This is a genomic window from Streptococcus sp. 27098_8_76, assembly GCF_041432315.1.
Taxonomy (GTDB): domain Bacteria; phylum Bacillota; class Bacilli; order Lactobacillales; family Streptococcaceae; genus Streptococcus.
In genome coordinates, this window is sequence record NZ_JAPVZI010000008.1 from 74,965 (window position 1) to 93,858 (window position 18,894).

Sequence of the window (18,894 nt, forward strand, 5' to 3'; positions counted from 1 at the left end):
ATAGGAGAGCCGGGCTAAGCCCCGCCCTCCTAGGTAATTACTATTTATATGAATTAAGCGTTGTCGCCTTCTACAACTTCAACGATTTCTTCGATTGAATCTGCTTGAGCTTCTGAAGCTGCAAATTCTGCTTCAACTGCTGCTGCATCTTCACCTTGACGTCCTTCAATGATAGCGTCAGCCAATTTAGCTGTGATCAATTTAACAGCGCGGATAGCATCATCGTTAGCTGGGATGATTACATCGATATCATCTGGATCAGTGTTTGTGTCAACCATCGCTACAACTGGGATTCCCAATTTCTTAGCTTCTTTAACAGCGATTTGCTCTTTATGTGGGTCAACTACATACATTACATCTGGGATACGAGGCATATCTTCGATACCACCCAAGAATTTTTCAAGACGTGCACGTTGTTTATTAAGAAGTGCAACTTCTTTCTTAGGAAGAACTTCGAAAGTTCCATCTTCTTCCATACGTTTGATTTCTTTCAAACGAGCGATACGTTTTTGGATTGTTCCCCAGTTTGTAAGAGTTCCACCCAACCAACGGTGGTTAATAAAGTATTGACCTGAACGTACTGCTTCTTCAGCAACTGCATCAGCCGCTTGCTTCTTAGTACCAACGAACAATACAACTGCATCGTTAGCTGCTGCATCACGCATGAAGTCGTATGCTTGGTCAGCGTATTTTACTGTTTGTTGTAAGTCGATAACGTGGATTCCGTTACGCTCAGTAAAGATGTACTTAGCCATCTTAGGGTTCCAGCGACGAGTTTGGTGACCAAAGTGTACACCAGCCTCAAGAAGTTGTTTCATTGAAATTACTGCCATGAGTATTTCTCCTTTTTGTTTTTTTCCTCTTCTTGACTTCAACTCGCAAAACGACCCAAGGGCAACTGCTTCACAATTCATCAAGAATGAGTATTATCGTTCACACGACAATTTTCATTTTACCATACTTTTCCAATATTTTCAAGCTATTTTGATATAATTTTTAATAGGGATTGTCACGGTATAACCTGAAAAGAGGGCTCTATTCGAGTCCCTCTGTAATTAGTCTGCATAAATATATGTTACAAAACCTGAAGACGTAGTTGTCGGATTGAACCACCCACGATGATTTCCAAGCGTGCGATTACCAGCATAATTTGATTCTGAAACTTGGATACGTGTTGTTGATTCTACAGCAGTGACTACCGCTACGTGTCCATAGCCACCATCATTCCAACATGCAATCGCACCAACTTGAGGTGTTGAACCTGTACGGAATCCTGCAGCAGCTGCACTTGTAGCCCACTGCGCTCCATTACCCCAATAGTCTCCAGCCCAAGGTGCTAATGTTTTAACTCCCCATGTACATTCTCCAATTGGATAGCTTGAAGCATTTGTACTGTATGTTGGGCGTTGTTTGACTGCCACAGGAGTATATGTTGCTGATTCCGAAGAAGCTACAGCTTGAACCTGTGCTGCAAAAGTCGTATTTCCAGAAGCAACAACTGTTTGTTGTTGACTTACTTGTTTTGCCTTGTAAGCTGCTTCTGCCTCTGCTGCTGCTTTTGCTGCTACTTCTGCTTCTGCTTTTTTCTCTAGCAAACTTGCTTTTTCATCTTCTGCTGTAGCTTTTTCAGCAGCAAGATTTAATTCTGCAGCCTTCAACTCAGCTTGTTTCGTTGTTAAAGCTTGCGCATCATCAGACAATTTCTGTTGATTTGCAATTACTGTATTAATTGCGTCATTGTTTGCCACTTGCTTCTCAGAAATTGCTTTTTTATCTGCTTTTTGTTGTTCCAACATTTTGTTGTTAGCAGATACGATTTCATTCATTGCTGCTACACGTGAAATAGCTTCTGTAATTGATTTTGAGTTTACAATCGTATTGATGTAGCTAGTTGCAGCTCCATTTGTTTGAGCACTACGAGCTTGTTTTTCCAAAGAATCATTGCGAGATACAATGTTTTTAGAAAGTTCTGTAATCTCACTCTCAAGTTTTTTGGATTCTGCTTGTAATCTATCATTTTCAGCTTGCAAGTTAGATTGCTCAGCTTGAATAGCTGATACTTGCTCCTGAATTTGGTCAACTTGTTTTTGGGCTTCTTGTTGTTGTGCTGTTAAGTTACTAATTTTATTATCTTGAGCAGCAATTTTGTCATCAGTCGTTTCTGCATGCGCAGTTGTTAAAACAGCTACTTGAGAAACCATTACTGTACTTAATAAAAGTGACGCTAAGATTTTTTTCTTCATATTACGTAGATACTCCTTCTTTTAAAGACAATACTAGTATACCAAAAAAAGGCCTAATGAATATTACGCCTTTGTTACATTTTTGTTTCTTTCTTATAGATAATATCTTTCAAAAATAAACTGAAAAATAAGCATCCACACAAGATTTAAAATCATGGATGGTACTAGGCTATAAACGATAAAAATCGGCAGACTATCTACAGTTAAACCTACCGCTAATGCAAAGAGATAAGCTCCCATATCAAATAGAAAAGTCATGACAATAATTGCCAAGATTCTTGTCCAACGATTCAATAAAATAACACTATTCAATTTATGAAGAAAGGCTCCCAATAAGATAAATAAGAGAGTTGCAATCCCTATTAGATGGAAAAAGTAAACATCGTAAACCAAGCCAATCACAAAACAATAGACTAGGTAGAGGTACTCTGATACTTCTATCGTCTCAAATAATAGAAATAGAAAAAGAAAATGACTAGCCAAATGTACATGGGGGAAAAATGAGCCCAGAAGCTGGCTAATATGGGCGTCAATTAGAACAAAGAAAGGAAGTAATAAAAACACTCCAACCCGCTTCAACTGTCTCATCATGAATTCCCCACTAATTCTATCACATCCACATTATGAGTATCTGCACTCAATTTAACAGTTACTTCTCGTGTCAAATAGTCTGTACTATGCGTTGTGGCAACCACTTCACCAACAGGAATATCCGCAACGTTAAAGTTTCCTAATCCACCCGTTGTCACCTTATCACCTGTACTAATATCGCTATTGCTATTTAATTGACTAATTTTAAGAACTTCATTTTCCTTGTCGTAGCCAACAATAATTCCATAAATTGTGGTAGTGCCGTGTTGAATTTTAACAGAAATCTTATCAGCATTTTCCGTATTTGTCAGAAGGTTGACTATAGTAGAGTTCTCCTCTACTTTTGAAACACTCCCAATCAAGCCACCATTTGCAATAGCTAACATGTTCTCAGAAGCCCCTTTTGATTTACCTACATCTAAGGTCAATTCCTGCTTCCAAGATACCGGAGAACGCATAATAACATCTGCTGCCAAAGCCTTTGTAGCTTGCAACTTGGACTTCATACCAAGCAATTGCCGCAGTTGTTCATTTTCCGTCTTTAAACTTTCCGCCTCATTTGATTTAACTTCTAATTGGTAAATCTGTTTCTTCAAACTTTCATTTTCATTATATGTTCGTGTCAAATGTGCCAAATCTGATTTAACAGAATCAAACCACTGAAAAGGTTTTTGCACAACTCTATCAACCAATGAGATCCCATCTCCTAATTTTGTCACAATTGTACTTGAATAAGTCGTCGCTAAGAGAGCTGAGACAAGCAGAACAGTGACAAAAACAATAATGACATATTTTGATTTTTTAAAACGGTTCATATCCCTACCTTTATATCAAAAACTGTTACAGTAACTTTTTATCGATTCCTGAAATCTACTAAGATTTTAAGAAAAATAAACAACAACCAAGTACGAGAACAACAAGAATGGTCAGCGTATCCTTTCGAGTCCATTTCAATTGTCTGTATTGACTTCTGCCTTTTCCACCCTGATAACCACGCGCTTCCATGGCGATAGCCAAGGAATCTGCACGTTTTAAACTTGTCGCAAAAAGAGGAATCAAAATGGGAATCATCGCCTTTACTTTTTGAACGATGCTTCCTTCACCAAAATCCACTCCACGTGCTTTCTGCGCATTCATAATCCGCGTCGTATCATCCATCAAGGTCGGAACAAAACGTAGACTCATGGACAGCATCAATCCAATTTCATGAACTGGAACTTTCACACGCTTTAAAGGCGCTAACAAAGCTTCGACAGCTGAGGCCAAACTTAAGGGCATGGTCGTTAAGGTTAACAAAGTTGAAAAGAAAATAATTAATACAAAGCGACAAAAGATAATTCCAGCTTGTTGCAAAGCATAATCCGTAATTCTCACAAACGAAAACTCAAATAAAACATTCCCATTAGAAATGAAAAACAGTTGAAAAATAGTTGTGAAGGCAATCAAGAAAAACATAGATTTCAAGCCCTGAATAAAAAATGAAAGAGATACTCCGGACAAGGCAATAAATATCCCTGTCGCTATAAAAAGAATTAGATTCGTCAAGGGATTATTAGCCCAAAAAACGATTAAAATCAGTAGCATCATAGCCAGTAATTTGCTGCGTGGATCCAATCGGTGAACTATCGAATCCCCTGGGATATAACGCCCCAAAATCATACTATCCATTTAGCGACTCCTTGAACTCCTCTATCTTAATCGGTAATCGTTTAAATGACACGCCTCTATCAGCCAATCGTTTACAAAAGGCCGTAATTTTAGGTACTCCCAACTGCACTTCTTCCATAAAGACAACATCTTGAAAGACATCACTTGGTTTACCCCCCTTAACTAAACGTCCCTTTTCCATCACATAAACTTGATTTGCATATTCAGCAACGTCATCCATCAAATGCGTTACCAAGATAATGGTCATCCCTGACTGGTGGAGTTTTTTGAACAAATTCATCAGCTCTTTTCTTCCCAGGGGATCTAGGCCTGCTGTGGGCTCATCTAAGACTAATATGGCTGGTTCCATGGCAAGTATGCCTGCAATGGCCACACGTCTCATTTGTCCACCTGATAGCTCAAACGGACTGCGATCAAAAAGTGATTCATCAATTCCAACCAGAGCCAGTTTTTCACGCGCAATCTTCACAGCATCTTCTTCAGAAACTCCAAAATTTTGTGGTCCAAAAGCAACATCTTTCAAAACCGTTTCTTCAAAAATCTGATTTTCAGCAAACTGAAATACTAAGCCAACCTGTTTTCTAATTTGACGAATATCTTTATTTTTAGAAGTCGAGGTGATTAAGGTATCAAAAACTCGCACACTCCCTTGACTTGGCACCAATAAACCATTTAATAGTTGTAAAATAGTTGATTTACCACTACCTGTATGCCCAATTAAAGCCGTATAAGAACCATCTTCAATCGTCAAAGAAACATCCGTCAAAGCTGTTGAAGCTAAGGGAGTACCTTCTTGATATGTAAAACTCACATTTTCTAGAGCAATTCCCATAGCTTATCCTCTAGCTCACTTTCTGTCAAATAATTTTCAGGCAAATCATAGCCATTCTGGCTCAAAGAATGTTTTAATTGATTGGCAAAAGGATTGTCTAATCCAATTTGATCTAAATCATTTCGAGAGAAAAGAGCTCTTGGACTACTAGTTGATTCAATTGACCCTTTTTTCATGACCAATACACGATCACTCATGGCAACTTCTTCCAAATCATGTGTAATGGAAATGACGGTCATATCATAGTCTTTTCGAATTCCTTTTACTGTATCAATCAGTTCTCTACGCCCCTCAGGATCCAACATACTCGTTGCTTCATCTAAGATTAAAATAGCTGGTCTTAGGGCTACAACACCTGCAATGGCTACACGTTGCTTTTGGCCACCTGATAGACGCGCTGGCTCTCTCTTTTTAAAGTCCAACATGCCAACCAAATCCAGAGCTTCCTCCACTCTCTTTTTCATTTCTTGACGAGAAAGTCCCTGATTTTCCAAACCAAAAGCAACATCATCTTCAACAGTCGCTCCAACGAATTGATTATCTGGATTTTGAAAAACCATACCGATTTGACGACGTATACTCCAAACATTTCCCTCAGTCAACCGTTGGCCATCAATTGCAATCTCTCCGGATTCTGCTTCAAGTAAGCCATCAATTAATCGAACCGTCGTTGATTTACCACTACCATTGTGCCCTACAATCGAAAGCCATTCTCCACGTTTCACGTGAAACGTAATATCTTTCACATCATAGTATTCCTGACTTTCCTTATAGCGAAAAGAAAGATTTTTTACATCAATTATTGATTTCATTTCGAACCAAATGTCCCTTTAAATACATAAGCACTACCCTTGAAATAATCATAGCCAGAGTAGATAGTGAAAAACAAGGCTACATAAAGTAGAACTTGACCAAGCAAAGTCCAATGTAATAGCAAGAAAATAATGGCAAACATCTGACTGAAAGTTTTAATTTTTCCAGGCATTGCTGCTGCTAAAACTTTTCCACCAGTTTCAACCAATAAAAGCCTTAAACCTGTCACAGCCAACTCTCGACAGATAATCACTGCAACAATCCAAGCCGGAGCCATATCTAACTCAATCAACATAATAAAAGCCGACATAACTAGTAACTTATCCGCCATGGGATCTGCAAATTTACCAAAATTACTGACCACATTCCATTTACGTGCTAAATATCCATCTAAATAGTCGGTAATACTGGCAATAGAAAAGATAATAGCTGCCACTATATGACTTTCTATCGAATTTCCTATCGTTAAAATAAAGATAAAAATAGGTATAAAGAGAATTCGACCTATTGTTAAGAGATTGGGAATTTGTTCTTTTTTCATTCGTTTTTCCTTAATTTTTAGTAAAGGTTACAGTGATTTGTCCAGTCTGCGCTGTTAACTTCGATAAATCAACAGTCTGATTATCTACTGTCAAAGTAACACCTTTTACAACACCTAATGTAATGGTTACAGGACTTTTAGTTGCAACTGTTGCTTCTGCACTTTTCTTCTCTGGCGATAGGGTTACACCGCCCTCAAGTTCGCTTTCTGAAACGCTGACCCAACTTGTAACATCTGAAACTGCCAATTGCAATTTAACTGTTTCTTTACTTGTCTTATAAGCGATTTCTACATGATTTCCTTCACCTGATACACTTATAGTTGATTCTACACTAGAAGAACTGCTAGATGAACTACTACTTGAAGAGTGGGGAACAGAGCTAGTTGAACTTATTGAACTTGTTGATTGAACCACACTGTAATTAGAAAGAGAAGACCCCTCTGGTTGAGTTTGAATATAGTTCCAAACATAATAGGTCACAAAAATTAAAATCGATAAAGCAAAAAGGATAAAATAAAATAAAGGTAAAAAGGATGTTTTTTTCTTCTTTTTCTTACTTGAACGTCTACGACCTGTCAACTCATCTTCATCAACATCTACTTCCTCATAAGTAATCATACTCCCAGAATCATAAGCATCCAAAACAATTTGATCATCTAACTCAACAGCCCATGCATATTTTTTCAAGAAAGAACGCGTGTAAAAAGGACTTGGAAGTTGATCGAAATCGTCTGCTTCCATTGCTTCCAACATATCTAACTGGATTTCTGTCTTTTTCTGCAATTCATCTAAACTCAATCCCTGATTGATTCTAGCTAATCGTAAAACCTCACCAATTGTTTTTTTCCTCATACTTGTCATCCCTTCTTTCTAGTATCTATTATGATAGGTTACTACGATGGGAATATTGTAAAATCAACTATATCCCCTTCATCTATTAAGTGATGTCCTGCTTCAAGGACATCCTCTAAAGTAATTTCCTGTAAAATCTTTGGTAAGTCAAAAATTGTCTCACCATGTTCAAAAGCATCATATTGCGTTGCAATAAATTCAAGAGAGTTCATGCTACTGAAAAATTCGCCAAACATCTCTCTTTTGATAATATCTAAATGTTCCTCTGTAATATCTAAATCCTTTGTAAAATTACGAATAGCCTTCCTGAATTGATGAGACAAAGCAACTGGCTCTTTCGTATCCATTGTCAACATGACAAAATGAAAGCGACTTGTTACTTCAATTTCAAGAGATAGGGAAGCATCTAATTTACCTGATTCATAACATTTTTGAAAACGATCCGAAGTCCAACCAAACATCATTGCAAACAATAATTTTAATAAAATATGATGTCGATAGCAATCCGCCTCAGCAACTTCTCGCTTACCTCTAACTCCAATCGCTAGTTTGGGAGAAGATACTTCCATTCTCATACTGTCTGTTGACTTCACAGCCTGTAAAACAAATTTTTCTCTTGCTAGTTCCTGAACATCTAAATCTTTCAGTTCTTTTCTTCCAAAGTAGTTCTGTACTCGCTCCACATCAAAATTACCAACTAAAAACAGAGACATGTTTACAGATTTATAAAATCTTGTAAAATTTTCTTGCAAATTAGTTAGATGGATTTGGGAAATTGACTCCTCACTGCCAACTATATCAGTTGCTAAAGGTGTGCCAGGATACAAATTCGCTAAAGTTGAAAAGAATAAACACGAATCTGGATCATCTTGATACATTTCTCGTTCTTGCTGGATAATATCCTGCTCTCTTAAAATGGAATCTTCAGTAAAGTGTGCTGATGTTACCAATTCATCAAGTAAGTCTAAATTTTCTAAAAAATGATCCGTTGCTGAAAAAAGATAGTTTGTTTTTGTAAAGCTTGTAAAGGCATTACTATCTGCACCTAGACTCGTAAAAGCCGACAGCAAATCGCTAGAATCTTTTCTCTCAAACAATTTATGTTCAAGAAAATGAGCAATTCCTGCAGGATAGCTTTTTACATCTCCGTCAACTTCTGTGACAAGCGTATCTACCGAACCAAACTGTATAGTTACACTCCCGTAAACCTCTTTAAATTCTTTTTTAGGCAAAAGAGCAACTGTCAATCCATTTGATAAACGAGTTCGATAAACCATTTCTTTTACAGCTGGATAGTATTTTTCTTCAAAAACAACCTTTGTCATTCTATTCCTTCCATAAAGTAAATCGCCTGTAATTTCACATTATTAGCTGCTCTACAAATATCATCTTTGTCAACTTGCTCGAGCTTTTCAATCCAAGTTTTAAAGTCTGCTGAATATTTCCCAAGTAAAGAATTTTGATAAGCACGTTCAATCAATGAAGATTGATTATCTTGAGAAAGTAACAAAGACCGACGAATCATTTCCTTGGTCTGCTCTAGCTCAAGCTCTGTAAAATATCCTTTTTTTAAATCGATCAGTTGATTATTCATCATTTTACGAGCCTGGTTCCGATTTTCTCTATCAATGCCAGCATACATCCTCAAGAATCCACTAAACAAATCAAGCTGACTTGAAATAGTATAAGCCAATCCAGCATTTTCACGGACATTTGTAAATAATTTAGAATGAGCAAATCCACCAAGTAAACCATTCATTACAATCATGGGTAAATGTTGCCCATCACCATATTCAGAAGGGCAATGATAACCTAATTCCAAAATGGATTGTCCCACATTTTTCCGAACCATACCTTCCTGAAGGACATTTGAATAAGGTTGACAATACTGAACCTTCACATCTCCTTTTCGACCTTTAAAGCCAAATGATTCTAATACATTTTGAATTTCAACCTCATTAAAATCACCTAGGAAAAAGAAATCTATTCGATCACTAGCCAAAAATTCTTGGAAACAAGAATAAGAACTTTGTGGAGTTTCAACTAAAATACGATTTCGTAAATCACTATATTCCAATTGAAGACGTTCATCATGAAAAAATAATTTATCCAATTCTTTATGTGCAAAGTAAAAAGAATCATCCATATCAGCTGCTAAACTTGCTAGCAATTGTTTTTTCTCAATTTCAAATAAGGCCGGATCAAACCCATTATCAACTACTACGGGGGAAAAAAGAGTTTCTTTTACTAGTTCCAAAACCTGAGAAGTTAGCACATTTTTCCTACTCAAAAACTCATCACGAACGTAGGTAAATGTCAATTCTACAATGTGACTTTGCCCTCTTCTGAAACAATTGGTTGACATATCTGTACCGTATAGACTGGCCAAATGTCTTCTCAAATCTTGAGAAGTGGGGTATATCTGATTAGCAGTCTCTAGCATACTCGCACTCAACATGCGACCTGCAATCGTATCAAGAGATAATGGAGCGGTAAAACGCACGGTGATTTTGTTCGTTTTAAACTTCTTTGATTGGATAAAATGTGTTGAAATTCCATGCACTAACTCCATGATTTACCTCCTTATATACAGACTTCTATTATATCACGAAAACCTGAAATTTTCTTGTTCTCTGTAACACTTTTGAAATAAAAATCGCTTACATTACTCCTTGTTTCTCTCACTATTTTTAGGAAAATATGGTATAATACCAAAGATTGAGGTGAATTATGGAATACAAATTATTTGAAGAATTTATTACCCTCCAAGCACTACTCAAAGAACTTGGAATTACACATAGCGGAGGAGCTATCAAATCATTTCTCTCTGAACATTCTGTTTACTTTAATGGGGAATTAGAGAATCGTCGTGGTAAAAAACTTCGTATTGGTGATAAAGTTGACATCCCTGACATGAATATTGACATCTTGTTGACACAACCTACTTCTGAAGAACAGGATGAACACCAAGATGATAAAGTTGAAAAAGAACGAATCGCTAAACTCGTCAAAGAGATGAATAAGGGAGTAAAAAAAGACAACTCTAAACCTACTTCATCACCAAAAAGCAAACAAGCTCCACGATTCCCTGGTAGATAATCATGTGGCTACAAAACCTATCTCTCAAGACTTTTCGTAATTACAAAGAGACGAAAATAGACTTTAATCCTAAATTAAATGTCTTTTTAGGACGTAATGCACAAGGTAAAACAAATATGTTAGAGGCTATCTATTTTTTAGCCTTAACACGTAGTCATCGAACTAGAACAGATAAAAATCTCATTCATTTTGATGAGAAACAACTTCATCTTTCAGGTCTTGTTCAGAAAAAAACGGGATCCATTCCTCTCGAAATTGAACTAACACAAAAAGGCCGTGTAACAAAAGTTAATCACTTAAAACAGGCACGACTTTCAGATTATGTCGGACACATGAATGTTGTCTTATTTGCTCCTGAAGATTTACAACTAATTAAAGGAGCACCTTCAGTTCGACGAAAATTCATTGATATGGAGCTTGGACAAATTAAGCCCATCTATCTATCAGACTTAACCAATTATAACCACATCCTAAAACAAAGAAACACTTATCTAAAATCAGCTCAAAAAATAGATGAAACCTTCCTTTCAGTCTTAGATGATCAGCTAATTGATTATGGATGTCGTGTAATGAATCAACGCTTAGATTTCATAAAAAAACTAGAATATTTTGGTCGTAAGAAACATTTTGAACTCTCTAATCAGATTGAAGAGTTGTCAATATCCTATCAATCTTCTGTCAATATAACTGACAAAGAAGACTTATCCGAATCTTTCAAAATTGCTTTAGAAAAAAGTAGAGCCAGAGATTTATTTAAAAAGAATACTGGTGTCGGTCCTCATCGAGATGACATTTCTTTTTATATAAATGGGATGGATGCTAGTTTCGGAAGTCAAGGCCAACATCGTAGTCTCGTCCTTTCTATAAAATTAGCAGAAATCGAGTTAATGGAAAGTATTACTACAGAATCTCCAATATTACTGCTTGACGATGTCATGAGTGAACTTGACAACACTAGACAGTTAAAATTATTAGAAACGATTTCTCATTCAATCCAAACCTTTATCACAACAACAAGCTTAGATCATCTTCAAAATCTGCCAGAAAATCTAAGTATCTTCACTATTCAGGATGGTAAAGTTACTGTAAATGAAAATTGACAACATTGTAAAAGAACTCCTGTTTTTACTGGAGTTCTTTTCATTGTTTTTTTACATAGAATAATTTGGTGCCTCATTAGTAATTTGTACATCATGAGGATGGCTCTCTTTCAAACCAGCACCAGACATTTCAATAAATTGAGCATTATCGTGTAGTTCTTTAAGGTTAGCTGCACCACAGTAACCCATACCAGAACGAATACCACCAATCATTTGGAAGACAATATCAGCTGCAGCACCTTTATAAGCAACACGACCTTCAATTCCTTCTGGAACGAGTTTGTTTGCTTCATTGACAGAACCTTGGAAGTAACGATCGCTTGAACCTTTCTTCATAGCAGCAATTGATCCCATACCACGGTAAGTCTTAAACTTACGTCCTTGGAAGATTTCAGTTTCGCCTGGAGCTTCATCAGTTCCAGCAAACATTGATCCAAGCATAACTGCATTTCCACCTGCAGCAAGGGCTTTTACAATATCTCCAGAATACTTGATTCCACCGTCAGCAATGATCGTTTTACCATATTCACGCGCAACAGCTGCAGCATCATAGATAGCTGTTACTTGCGGAACACCGACACCAGCAATCACACGAGTTGTACAGATTGAACCTGGCCCAATACCAACCTTGACAACGTCTACACCTGCTTCATAAAGGGCACGTGCACCTTCAGCAGTAGCAATATTTCCAGCAATCAAAGTACGATCTGGGAAATGAGAACGAATCTCAGCAATTTTACGCAAGACACCTGCAGAATGACCATGCGCAGTATCAATAACAATCGCATCCGCTCCTGCCTCAAAAAGAGCTTCTGCACGTTCAAAAGTATCTGAAGTAACACCTACTGCACCTGCAACTAGAAGACGACCAAACTCATCTTTAGCAGCATTTGGGAACTCAATAACTTTTTCAATATCTTTGATAGTAATCAAACCAGAAAGACGGCCTTCTTCATCTACCAACGGAAGTTTTTCAATACGGTGTTCTTGAAGAATACTCTCAGCTGTTGCAAGATCTGTACCCACAGGAGCAGTAACAAGATTTTCACTAGTCATATGGTTTGAGATTGGTTGGTTATAGTCTGAAATAAAACGAAGATCTCGGTTTGTCAAAATACCAACCAATTTACGATTTTCAAGTGTTTCAACAACTGGAACACCACTAATGCGGTAACGACCCATAAGCTCATCTGCTTCAGCAATTGTATGTTCAGGTGTCAAAAAGAACGGATCAATAATAACTCCATTTTCAGAACGTTTTACCTTACGAACCTCGTCTGCTTGTTGAGCAATTGACATGTTTTTATGGATAACTCCGAGACCGCCTGCACGAGCAATAGCAATGGCCATTTGACTCTCTGTAACTGTGTCCATGGCAGCGGTAATAATTGGGATATTTAAAGTCAGATTATCTGCCAATTTAGTTGTTAAATCTGCATCGTTAGGCAACACATGACTTTCAGCTGGAATAAGCAATACATCATCAAAGGTAAAACCTTTTTTCAAAAATTTAGTGTCCCAATTAGACATTCGAAGTTTCCTCTTTTCTTTCTTTTTGAGCTTGACTCTTTTTATATTGTATCTATCATACCATTCTATAAAAATTTGTCAAATGTTACAGGGGTAAATAAAAAACTATCTTTTCTTCGAGATAGAAATGATAGTTTCTTGTAAAATAAACTTAGTTAAAGTAATGAAGTCCCATTGCTCCTTTAACCTCAGATAGGGTTTGACCTGCAACTTCACGCGCTCTTTCACTACCTTTTTGAAGCATATTATAAACTTCTCCCATATCCTTAGCAAATTCAATACGGCGCTCACGAATAGGACCAAGTTCACGTTCTAATATTTCAAGTAGATAACGCTTGGTCTTCACATCACCAAGACCACCTCGTTGATAATGTTCTTTCATGTCTGCAATTTCTTGAGTATCTTCTGGACGACCAAAAACATCTAGATAATGGAAAACCATATTTCCTTCAATTTTACCTGGATCCTCAACGCGGATATGATCTGAATCTGTATACATACTCATCACTTTTTTACGCAAAGTATCCGCATCATCAGCTAAATAAATACCGTTATTGAGTGATTTAGACATTTTAGCATTTCCATCTAAACCAGGTAAACGCCCTGCTCTCTCATTTTCTGGATAAATACCTTCCGGTTCCACCAAGACATCACAATTATATGCATTGTTAAAAGAACGAACAATCTCACGAGTTTGCTCAATCATTGGTTTCTGATCTGTCCCAACAGGAACATAATTGGCCTTGAAAGCTGTGATGTCAGCTGCTTGAGCTATTGGATAGACCAAGAATCCTGTCGGAATGCTTTCTCCAAATCCTTTCTGAGCAATTTCTGTCTTGACAGTTGGATTACGCTCCAAACGTGCTAATGACACCAAATTCATATAATAAATAGACAACTCAGCTAATTCTGGAATTTGGCTTTGAATAAAGATAGTTGACTTACTTGGATCCAATCCAACTGCAAGATAATCCAAAGCCACATTTCCGATAGACTCTACAATGGTTTGAGGATCTTTGGCATGATCTGTCAAGGCTTGTTGGTCAGCCAAGAACACAAACATATCATACTTATCCTCTTCCTGTAATAATACTCGATTTTTGAGACTTCCAACATAATGTCCAATATGCAATTTTCCTGTTGGACGGTCTCCTGTTAAAATAATGGGTTTAGTCATTTTATTCTCCTTCGATATGGTCCCTTCAATTATAGCATTTTTTTAATGAAATAACTGCAATTTATTAAAATAAATCAATCTTGCTATTTACGGATTTGTGTAAAGTATGCTGTAAATGTAATTTACACAAAATTGACAGATAAAAATTTGAATATTTCCGTATTTTCTAGTAGAATAAATATATTACACATATAGGAGAAAAACATTGCTTACAGTATCTGATGTTTCACTACGTTTTAGTGATCGCAAACTTTTTGATGATGTCAATATCAAATTTACAGAAGGAAATACTTACGGATTAATCGGTGCTAATGGTGCCGGAAAATCAACCTTTTTAAAAATTTTAGCCGGAGATATCGAACCTACTACTGGTCACATCTCTCTTGGTCCAGATGAACGTCTCTCCGTTCTTCGTCAAAATCACTTTGACTATGAAGATGAACGTGCCATTGATGTCGTTATCATGGGAAATGAAAAACTTTATAGCATCATGAAAGAGAAAGATGCTATCTACATGAAGGAAGATTTCTCAGATGAGGATGGAGTGCGTGCTGCCGAACTCGAAGGAGAGTTTGCCGAGCTTGGAGGCTGGGAAGCAGAAAGCGAAGCCTCTCAACTACTTCAAAACCTAAACATTCCAGAAGAATTGCACTATCAAAACATGAGCGAATTGGCCAACGGTGAAAAAGTAAAAGTTCTCCTCGCCAAAGCACTTTTTGGTAAACCAGATGTTCTTCTCTTGGACGAGCCTACCAACGGTTTAGACATCCAATCTATTACTTGGTTAGAAGACTTCTTGATTGACTTTGATAACACCGTTATCGTAGTATCCCACGACCGTCACTTCTTAAACAAAGTATGTACTCACATGGCCGACCTTGACTTTGGAAAAATCAAACTCTATGTCGGAAACTACGACTTCTGGAAGGAATCTTCTGAGCTCGCTGCTAAATTGCTAGCAGACCGTAATGCTAAAGCAGAAGAAAAAATTAAGCAATTGCAAGAATTCGTAGCTCGTTTCTCTGCTAATGCTTCTAAATCAAGACAAGCAACATCACGTAAGAAAATGCTTGATAAGATTGAACTTGAAGAAATTGTACCATCTAGTCGTAAATATCCATTTATCAACTTTAAAGCAGAGCGTGAAATCGGTAATGATCTCTTGACAGTAGAAAATCTAACTGTAAAGATTGATGGTGAGACTATTTTAGATAATATCAGCTTTATCTTGCGTCCAGGTGATAAGACAGCGCTTATTGGACAAAATGACATCCAAACGACTGCATTAATTCGTGCAATCATGGGAGACATTGATTATGAAGGAACTGTCAAGTGGGGAGTAACTACTAGCCGTTCTTACTTGCCAAAAGATAACTCGGCAGATTTTGCAGGAGGAGAGTCAATCCTTGACTGGTTGCGTCAATTCGCAAGTAAAGAAGAAGATGACAATACTTTCCTACGCGGTTTCCTTGGCCGTATGCTCTTCTCTGGAGATGAGGTTAACAAACCTGTCAACGTCTTGTCAGGGGGAGAAAAAGTTCGTGTCATGCTTTCAAAACTCATGCTATTAAAATCAAATGTCCTTGTCCTCGATGATCCAACCAATCACTTGGACTTAGAATCTATCTCAAGCTTGAACGATGGATTGAAAAACTTTAAAGAATCAATCATCTTTGCCAGCCATGACCACGAGTTTATTCAAACTCTAGCTAACCATATCATTGTCTTGTCTAAAAATGGCGTCATTGACCGTATTGATGAAACCTATGATGAATTCCTAGAAAATGCAGAAGTACAAGCAAAAGTTAAAGAACTTTGGAAAGACTAAATAAAACTTCAAAACTCAGTTGGGTTAACCAGCTGAGTTTTATAACATTTTATGAGGTAACATGAAATTATTTTTTAAAACATATTGGACCTATTTTGTTTCTTTCATCATTCCCATAATCATTATGATAGGAGTATATCTATCTCAAGGTATCTACTGGAATAGCGACAACTCTCCTCTATTAGGAGATGGCTTTCATCAATACGTTATTTTTGATGTAGCCTTACGAAATATCCTACATGGAAATGGTAGTCTGTTTTACACCTTTACAAGTGGCCTTGGATTAAATTTCTATGCCCTATCTAGTTATTACTTGGGTAGTTTCCTTTCACCACTAGTTTACTTTTTTGATCTAACTAATATGCCAGATGCTGTCTATCTGACAACTCTCTTAAAATTTGGATTGATTGGACTGTCAACTTACTTTAGTTTAAATAAATTATTTCAATCGATTCCTAAGCCTTTAAAACTAGCTTTATCTAGTTCCTATGCTCTGATGAGTTTCACAGTTAGTCAACTAGAGATAAAAACCTGGATAGATGTTTTTATCTTGATTCCTTTAATTATAACTGGTTTACAGCTACTTATCACTGAAAAGAAATTCCTATTGTACTTTACAAGTCTGTCAATTTTGTTTATTCAAAATTATTATTTTGGCTATATGACAGTATTGTTTCTTATTTTCTGGTATCTCTGTCAAATTTCTTGGGACTTTAAAACTCGAAAATCATCTTTTCTTGATTTCATAATCACCTCCGTTTTAGCTGGTATGGCTAGTTTGATTCTGACTCTGCCTACTCTATTTGATTTACAGACACATGGGGAAAAATTAACTGAAATTACAAAGTTTCAAACTGAAAGTAGCTGGTATCTTGATCTCTTTGCTAAACAATTCATTGGTTCCTTTGACACAACAAAGTATGGGGCCATCCCAATGATTTTTGTTGGACTACTTCCCTTTATTTTGACCATTTTATTTTTTACGCTGAAATCTATTAAGTTTCACGTGAAACTTATCTATGCAATCTTCTTTGCATTTCTAATTGCAAGCTTTTATATTGAAGCTCTTGATTTATTTTGGCAAGGCATGCATACTCCAAACATGTTTTTACATCGCTATGCTTGGATTTTCTCTACCTTGTTAATTTACACAGCAGCAGAAGTCTTAAAGCGTCTGAAAGAACTTAAAGTCTGGAATTTTTTAGTTTCGCTTTTTCTTATAGTAACAGGATTTTTAGCTACCATCTATCTAAAATCACATTATTCTTTTTTAACAGATTTGAATATTCTGCTTACTCTTGAATTTTTGGTTGTCTATTCGCTTTTACTCCTTGCAGTTATCAAAAAGTTTATCTCTGTAAATCTATTTGCCATTCTAATTTCTTTATTTATAATGGTTGAAATAAGTTTAAATGCTTCATCTCAAATAGACGGAATTGCTAAAGAATGGGGTTTTGCTTCTCGAAGTTCATATAATCGAGATATCCCAGCTATGGAATCTTTCTCAACATATATTGGAAATCAATTTACTCGTACTGAAAAACTACAAACTCAGACAGGAAATGACAGTATGAAATTCAACTATAATGGAATCTCTCAATTTTCATCTGTTCGAAATCGTTCAGCAAGCTCTACTTTGGATAAACTTGGTTTTAAATCCTCTGGGACTAATCTAAATCTCCGTTATGCCAATAATAGTATTTTAGCTGATAGTTTATTTGGTATCCAGTACAATATCTCAGACAGTCCTATTGATAAATATGGTTTTAAAGATATCTATCAAAAAGATAATCTTACCCTATATGAAAATCAATTCTCTCTCCCGATTGCCTTTGCTAGTCAATCTGTTTACAATGATGTCAAGTTCAATGAACATACCTTGGATAATCAGGCCTCATTTTTAAATCAACTTGCTAACGTCGATTTTGATTATTTTTCTCCAATCCCTTATGACAAAACAGAAAATACTAATGATTTGATTAGTGTCACAGGTTCTTCAAATGAGGATGCAGCAATCCAGTATCAAATTGAAGTGCCAGAAAACAGCCAAGTTTATCTTTCTTTCACAAATCTTCACTTTTCTAATGACAAACAAAAAAAGGTTGACATCCTTGTAAATGGAGAAAAGAAAACTTTTACAACTGATAATGTCTTCTCCTTCTTTAATCTAGGCTATACAAAATATACAAAAACTTTCAATATTCATGTTAGTTTCCCTGAAAATTCACAAGTATCATTTGAATCTCCTACCTTCTACCGTTTAGATACCCAAACTTTAACTGAGGCAATTCAAAAAATTAAAGAACAACCTGTAACAGTATCAACTTCTAAAAACAAGGTTTTTGCTACATATGATGTCCAACAAGATACATCTATTTTCTTCACCATTCCTTATGACAAAGGTTGGTCTGCCTACCAAGATGGTAAGAAAATAGAAATTAAACAAGCTCAAACTGGTTTTATAAAAGTTGACATTCCTAAGGGAAAAGGAACTATTACACTTTCCTTTATTCCCAATGGGTTTGTTGTTGGAGCAATCTGTTCCTTTACTTCTCTTTTACTATTTGGAATCTATAATCACAAACGAAAGTCATCTAAGACATAAAAAAATCGACCAGT

General features: G+C 36.4%; 17 protein-coding genes. 4 read left to right on the forward strand and 13 right to left on the reverse strand.

What is annotated here, in order from left to right:
* Positions 1-53: 53 nt before the first annotated feature.
* From rpsB to yfmF, 11 genes are all read right to left on the reverse strand, one after another.
* Complete coding sequence (gene rpsB / locus O3636_RS07100; protein ID WP_000268459.1) at positions 54-833, reverse strand: 30S ribosomal protein S2; 780 nt, start codon at positions 831-833, stop codon at positions 54-56.
* A gap of 222 nt (positions 834-1,055) precedes the next feature.
* Entirely contained in the window at positions 1,056-2,243 is a 1,188-nt protein-coding gene (gene pcsB / locus O3636_RS07105) for a peptidoglycan hydrolase PcsB (protein ID WP_000727020.1), read from the reverse strand.
* A gap of 93 nt (positions 2,244-2,336) precedes the next feature.
* On the reverse strand, positions 2,337-2,831 hold the full coding sequence (mreD, locus tag O3636_RS07110; RefSeq protein ID WP_077805503.1) for a rod shape-determining protein MreD: 495 nt from the start codon (positions 2,829-2,831) through the stop codon (positions 2,337-2,339).
* The gene (gene mreC, locus O3636_RS07115; RefSeq protein ID WP_033678775.1) at positions 2,831-3,649 is read right to left on the reverse strand and encodes a rod shape-determining protein MreC; all 819 of its coding nucleotides are present in this window, start codon (positions 3,647-3,649) and stop codon (positions 2,831-2,833) included. The genes mreD and mreC overlap by 1 nt, the downstream gene beginning before the upstream one ends.
* A gap of 58 nt (positions 3,650-3,707) precedes the next feature.
* Positions 3,708-4,502 carry an energy-coupling factor transporter transmembrane protein EcfT gene (locus O3636_RS07120; protein WP_050242842.1) on the reverse strand — a complete coding sequence of 265 codons (795 nt, stop codon included), beginning with the start codon at positions 4,500-4,502 and terminating at the stop codon, positions 3,708-3,710.
* The gene (locus tag O3636_RS07125) at positions 4,495-5,334 is read right to left on the reverse strand and encodes an energy-coupling factor transporter ATPase (RefSeq protein WP_033678779.1); all 840 of its coding nucleotides are present in this window, start codon (positions 5,332-5,334) and stop codon (positions 4,495-4,497) included. Before O3636_RS07125 ends, O3636_RS07120 begins: the two co-directional genes overlap by 8 nt.
* Positions 5,319-6,146, reverse strand: coding sequence for an energy-coupling factor ABC transporter ATP-binding protein (locus O3636_RS07130; protein WP_371642376.1), 828 nt, complete (start codon positions 6,144-6,146; stop codon positions 5,319-5,321). The genes O3636_RS07125 and O3636_RS07130 overlap by 16 nt, the downstream gene beginning before the upstream one ends.
* Positions 6,143-6,688 carry a CDP-diacylglycerol--glycerol-3-phosphate 3-phosphatidyltransferase gene (gene pgsA, locus O3636_RS07135; RefSeq protein WP_061654441.1) on the reverse strand — a complete coding sequence of 182 codons (546 nt, stop codon included), beginning with the start codon at positions 6,686-6,688 and terminating at the stop codon, positions 6,143-6,145. The genes O3636_RS07130 and pgsA overlap by 4 nt, the downstream gene beginning before the upstream one ends.
* 10 nt (positions 6,689-6,698) lie before the next feature.
* Positions 6,699-7,541 carry a cytoskeleton protein RodZ gene (gene rodZ / locus O3636_RS07140; protein WP_173253033.1) on the reverse strand — a complete coding sequence of 281 codons (843 nt, stop codon included), beginning with the start codon at positions 7,539-7,541 and terminating at the stop codon, positions 6,699-6,701.
* Between the two features lie 41 nt (positions 7,542-7,582).
* Positions 7,583-8,866, reverse strand: coding sequence for an EF-P 5-aminopentanol modification-associated protein YfmH (gene yfmH / locus O3636_RS07145; RefSeq protein WP_371642378.1), 1,284 nt, complete (start codon positions 8,864-8,866; stop codon positions 7,583-7,585).
* Complete coding sequence (yfmF, locus tag O3636_RS07150) at positions 8,863-10,113, reverse strand: EF-P 5-aminopentanol modification-associated protein YfmF (RefSeq protein ID WP_261013430.1); 1,251 nt, start codon at positions 10,111-10,113, stop codon at positions 8,863-8,865. Before yfmF ends, yfmH begins: the two co-directional genes overlap by 4 nt.
* A 158-nt stretch (positions 10,114-10,271) precedes the next feature.
* Between yfmF and yaaA the strand changes: the two genes are divergently transcribed.
* Both yaaA and recF read left to right on the forward strand, forming a co-directional pair.
* A complete protein-coding gene (gene yaaA, locus O3636_RS07155; protein ID WP_069288776.1) occupies positions 10,272-10,640 on the forward strand; it encodes a S4 domain-containing protein YaaA in 369 nt (122 codons plus the stop codon).
* 2 nt (positions 10,641-10,642) lie between these two features.
* Entirely contained in the window at positions 10,643-11,740 is a 1,098-nt protein-coding gene (recF, locus tag O3636_RS07160) for a DNA replication/repair protein RecF (protein ID WP_069288777.1), read from the forward strand.
* Positions 11,741-11,791: 51 nt separating this feature from the next.
* On the opposite strand, the gene guaB is transcribed toward recF, so the two are convergent.
* Together guaB and trpS are read right to left on the reverse strand one after the other, a co-directional pair.
* Positions 11,792-13,270, reverse strand: coding sequence for an IMP dehydrogenase (gene guaB, locus O3636_RS07165; RefSeq protein ID WP_000073420.1), 1,479 nt, complete (start codon positions 13,268-13,270; stop codon positions 11,792-11,794).
* A gap of 151 nt (positions 13,271-13,421) precedes the next feature.
* Positions 13,422-14,447 (reverse strand): tryptophan--tRNA ligase, encoded by a 1,026-nt coding sequence (gene trpS / locus O3636_RS07170; RefSeq protein ID WP_000165448.1) that lies wholly within the window; start codon positions 14,445-14,447, stop codon positions 13,422-13,424.
* A gap of 205 nt (positions 14,448-14,652) precedes the next feature.
* Here trpS and O3636_RS07175 point away from each other — a divergent pair, with 205 nt between their 5' ends.
* Positions 14,653-16,275, forward strand: a complete 1,623-nt coding sequence (locus O3636_RS07175) for an ATP-binding cassette domain-containing protein (protein WP_000958774.1) — start codon at positions 14,653-14,655, stop codon at positions 16,273-16,275.
* 61 nt (positions 16,276-16,336) lie between these two features.
* The gene (locus O3636_RS07180; protein WP_000764975.1) at positions 16,337-18,880 is read left to right on the forward strand and encodes a YfhO family protein; all 2,544 of its coding nucleotides are present in this window, start codon (positions 16,337-16,339) and stop codon (positions 18,878-18,880) included.
* Positions 18,881-18,894: the final 14 nt, after the last annotated feature.

What these genes read in the sequence shown, in the direction of transcription:
- rpsB (WP_000268459.1), bottom strand. Translation starts at nt 833, where the DNA reads ATGGCAGTAATTTCAATGAAACAACTTCTTGAGGCTGGTGTACACTTT.
- pcsB (WP_000727020.1), bottom strand. Translation starts at nt 2,243, where the DNA reads ATGAAGAAAAAAATCTTAGCGTCACTTTTATTAAGTACAGTAATGGTT.
- mreD (WP_077805503.1), bottom strand. Translation starts at nt 2,831, where the DNA reads ATGAGACAGTTGAAGCGGGTTGGAGTGTTTTTATTACTTCCTTTCTTT.
- mreC (WP_033678775.1), bottom strand. Translation starts at nt 3,649, where the DNA reads ATGAACCGTTTTAAAAAATCAAAATATGTCATTATTGTTTTTGTCACT.
- O3636_RS07120 (WP_050242842.1), bottom strand. Translation starts at nt 4,502, where the DNA reads ATGGATAGTATGATTTTGGGGCGTTATATCCCAGGGGATTCGATAGTT.
- O3636_RS07125 (WP_033678779.1), bottom strand. Translation starts at nt 5,334, where the DNA reads ATGGGAATTGCTCTAGAAAATGTGAGTTTTACATATCAAGAAGGTACT.
- O3636_RS07130 (WP_371642376.1), bottom strand. Translation starts at nt 6,146, where the DNA reads ATGAAATCAATAATTGATGTAAAAAATCTTTCTTTTCGCTATAAGGAA.
- pgsA (WP_061654441.1), bottom strand. Translation starts at nt 6,688, where the DNA reads ATGAAAAAAGAACAAATTCCCAATCTCTTAACAATAGGTCGAATTCTC.
- rodZ (WP_173253033.1), bottom strand. Translation starts at nt 7,541, where the DNA reads ATGAGGAAAAAAACAATTGGTGAGGTTTTACGATTAGCTAGAATCAAT.
- yfmH (WP_371642378.1), bottom strand. Translation starts at nt 8,866, where the DNA reads ATGACAAAGGTTGTTTTTGAAGAAAAATACTATCCAGCTGTAAAAGAA.
- yfmF (WP_261013430.1), bottom strand. Translation starts at nt 10,113, where the DNA reads ATGGAGTTAGTGCATGGAATTTCAACACATTTTATCCAATCAAAGAAG.
- yaaA (WP_069288776.1), top strand. Translation starts at nt 10,272, where the DNA reads ATGGAATACAAATTATTTGAAGAATTTATTACCCTCCAAGCACTACTC.
- recF (WP_069288777.1), top strand. Translation starts at nt 10,643, where the DNA reads ATGTGGCTACAAAACCTATCTCTCAAGACTTTTCGTAATTACAAAGAG.
- guaB (WP_000073420.1), bottom strand. Translation starts at nt 13,270, where the DNA reads ATGTCTAATTGGGACACTAAATTTTTGAAAAAAGGTTTTACCTTTGAT.
- trpS (WP_000165448.1), bottom strand. Translation starts at nt 14,447, where the DNA reads ATGACTAAACCCATTATTTTAACAGGAGACCGTCCAACAGGAAAATTG.
- O3636_RS07180 (WP_000764975.1), top strand. Translation starts at nt 16,337, where the DNA reads ATGAAATTATTTTTTAAAACATATTGGACCTATTTTGTTTCTTTCATC.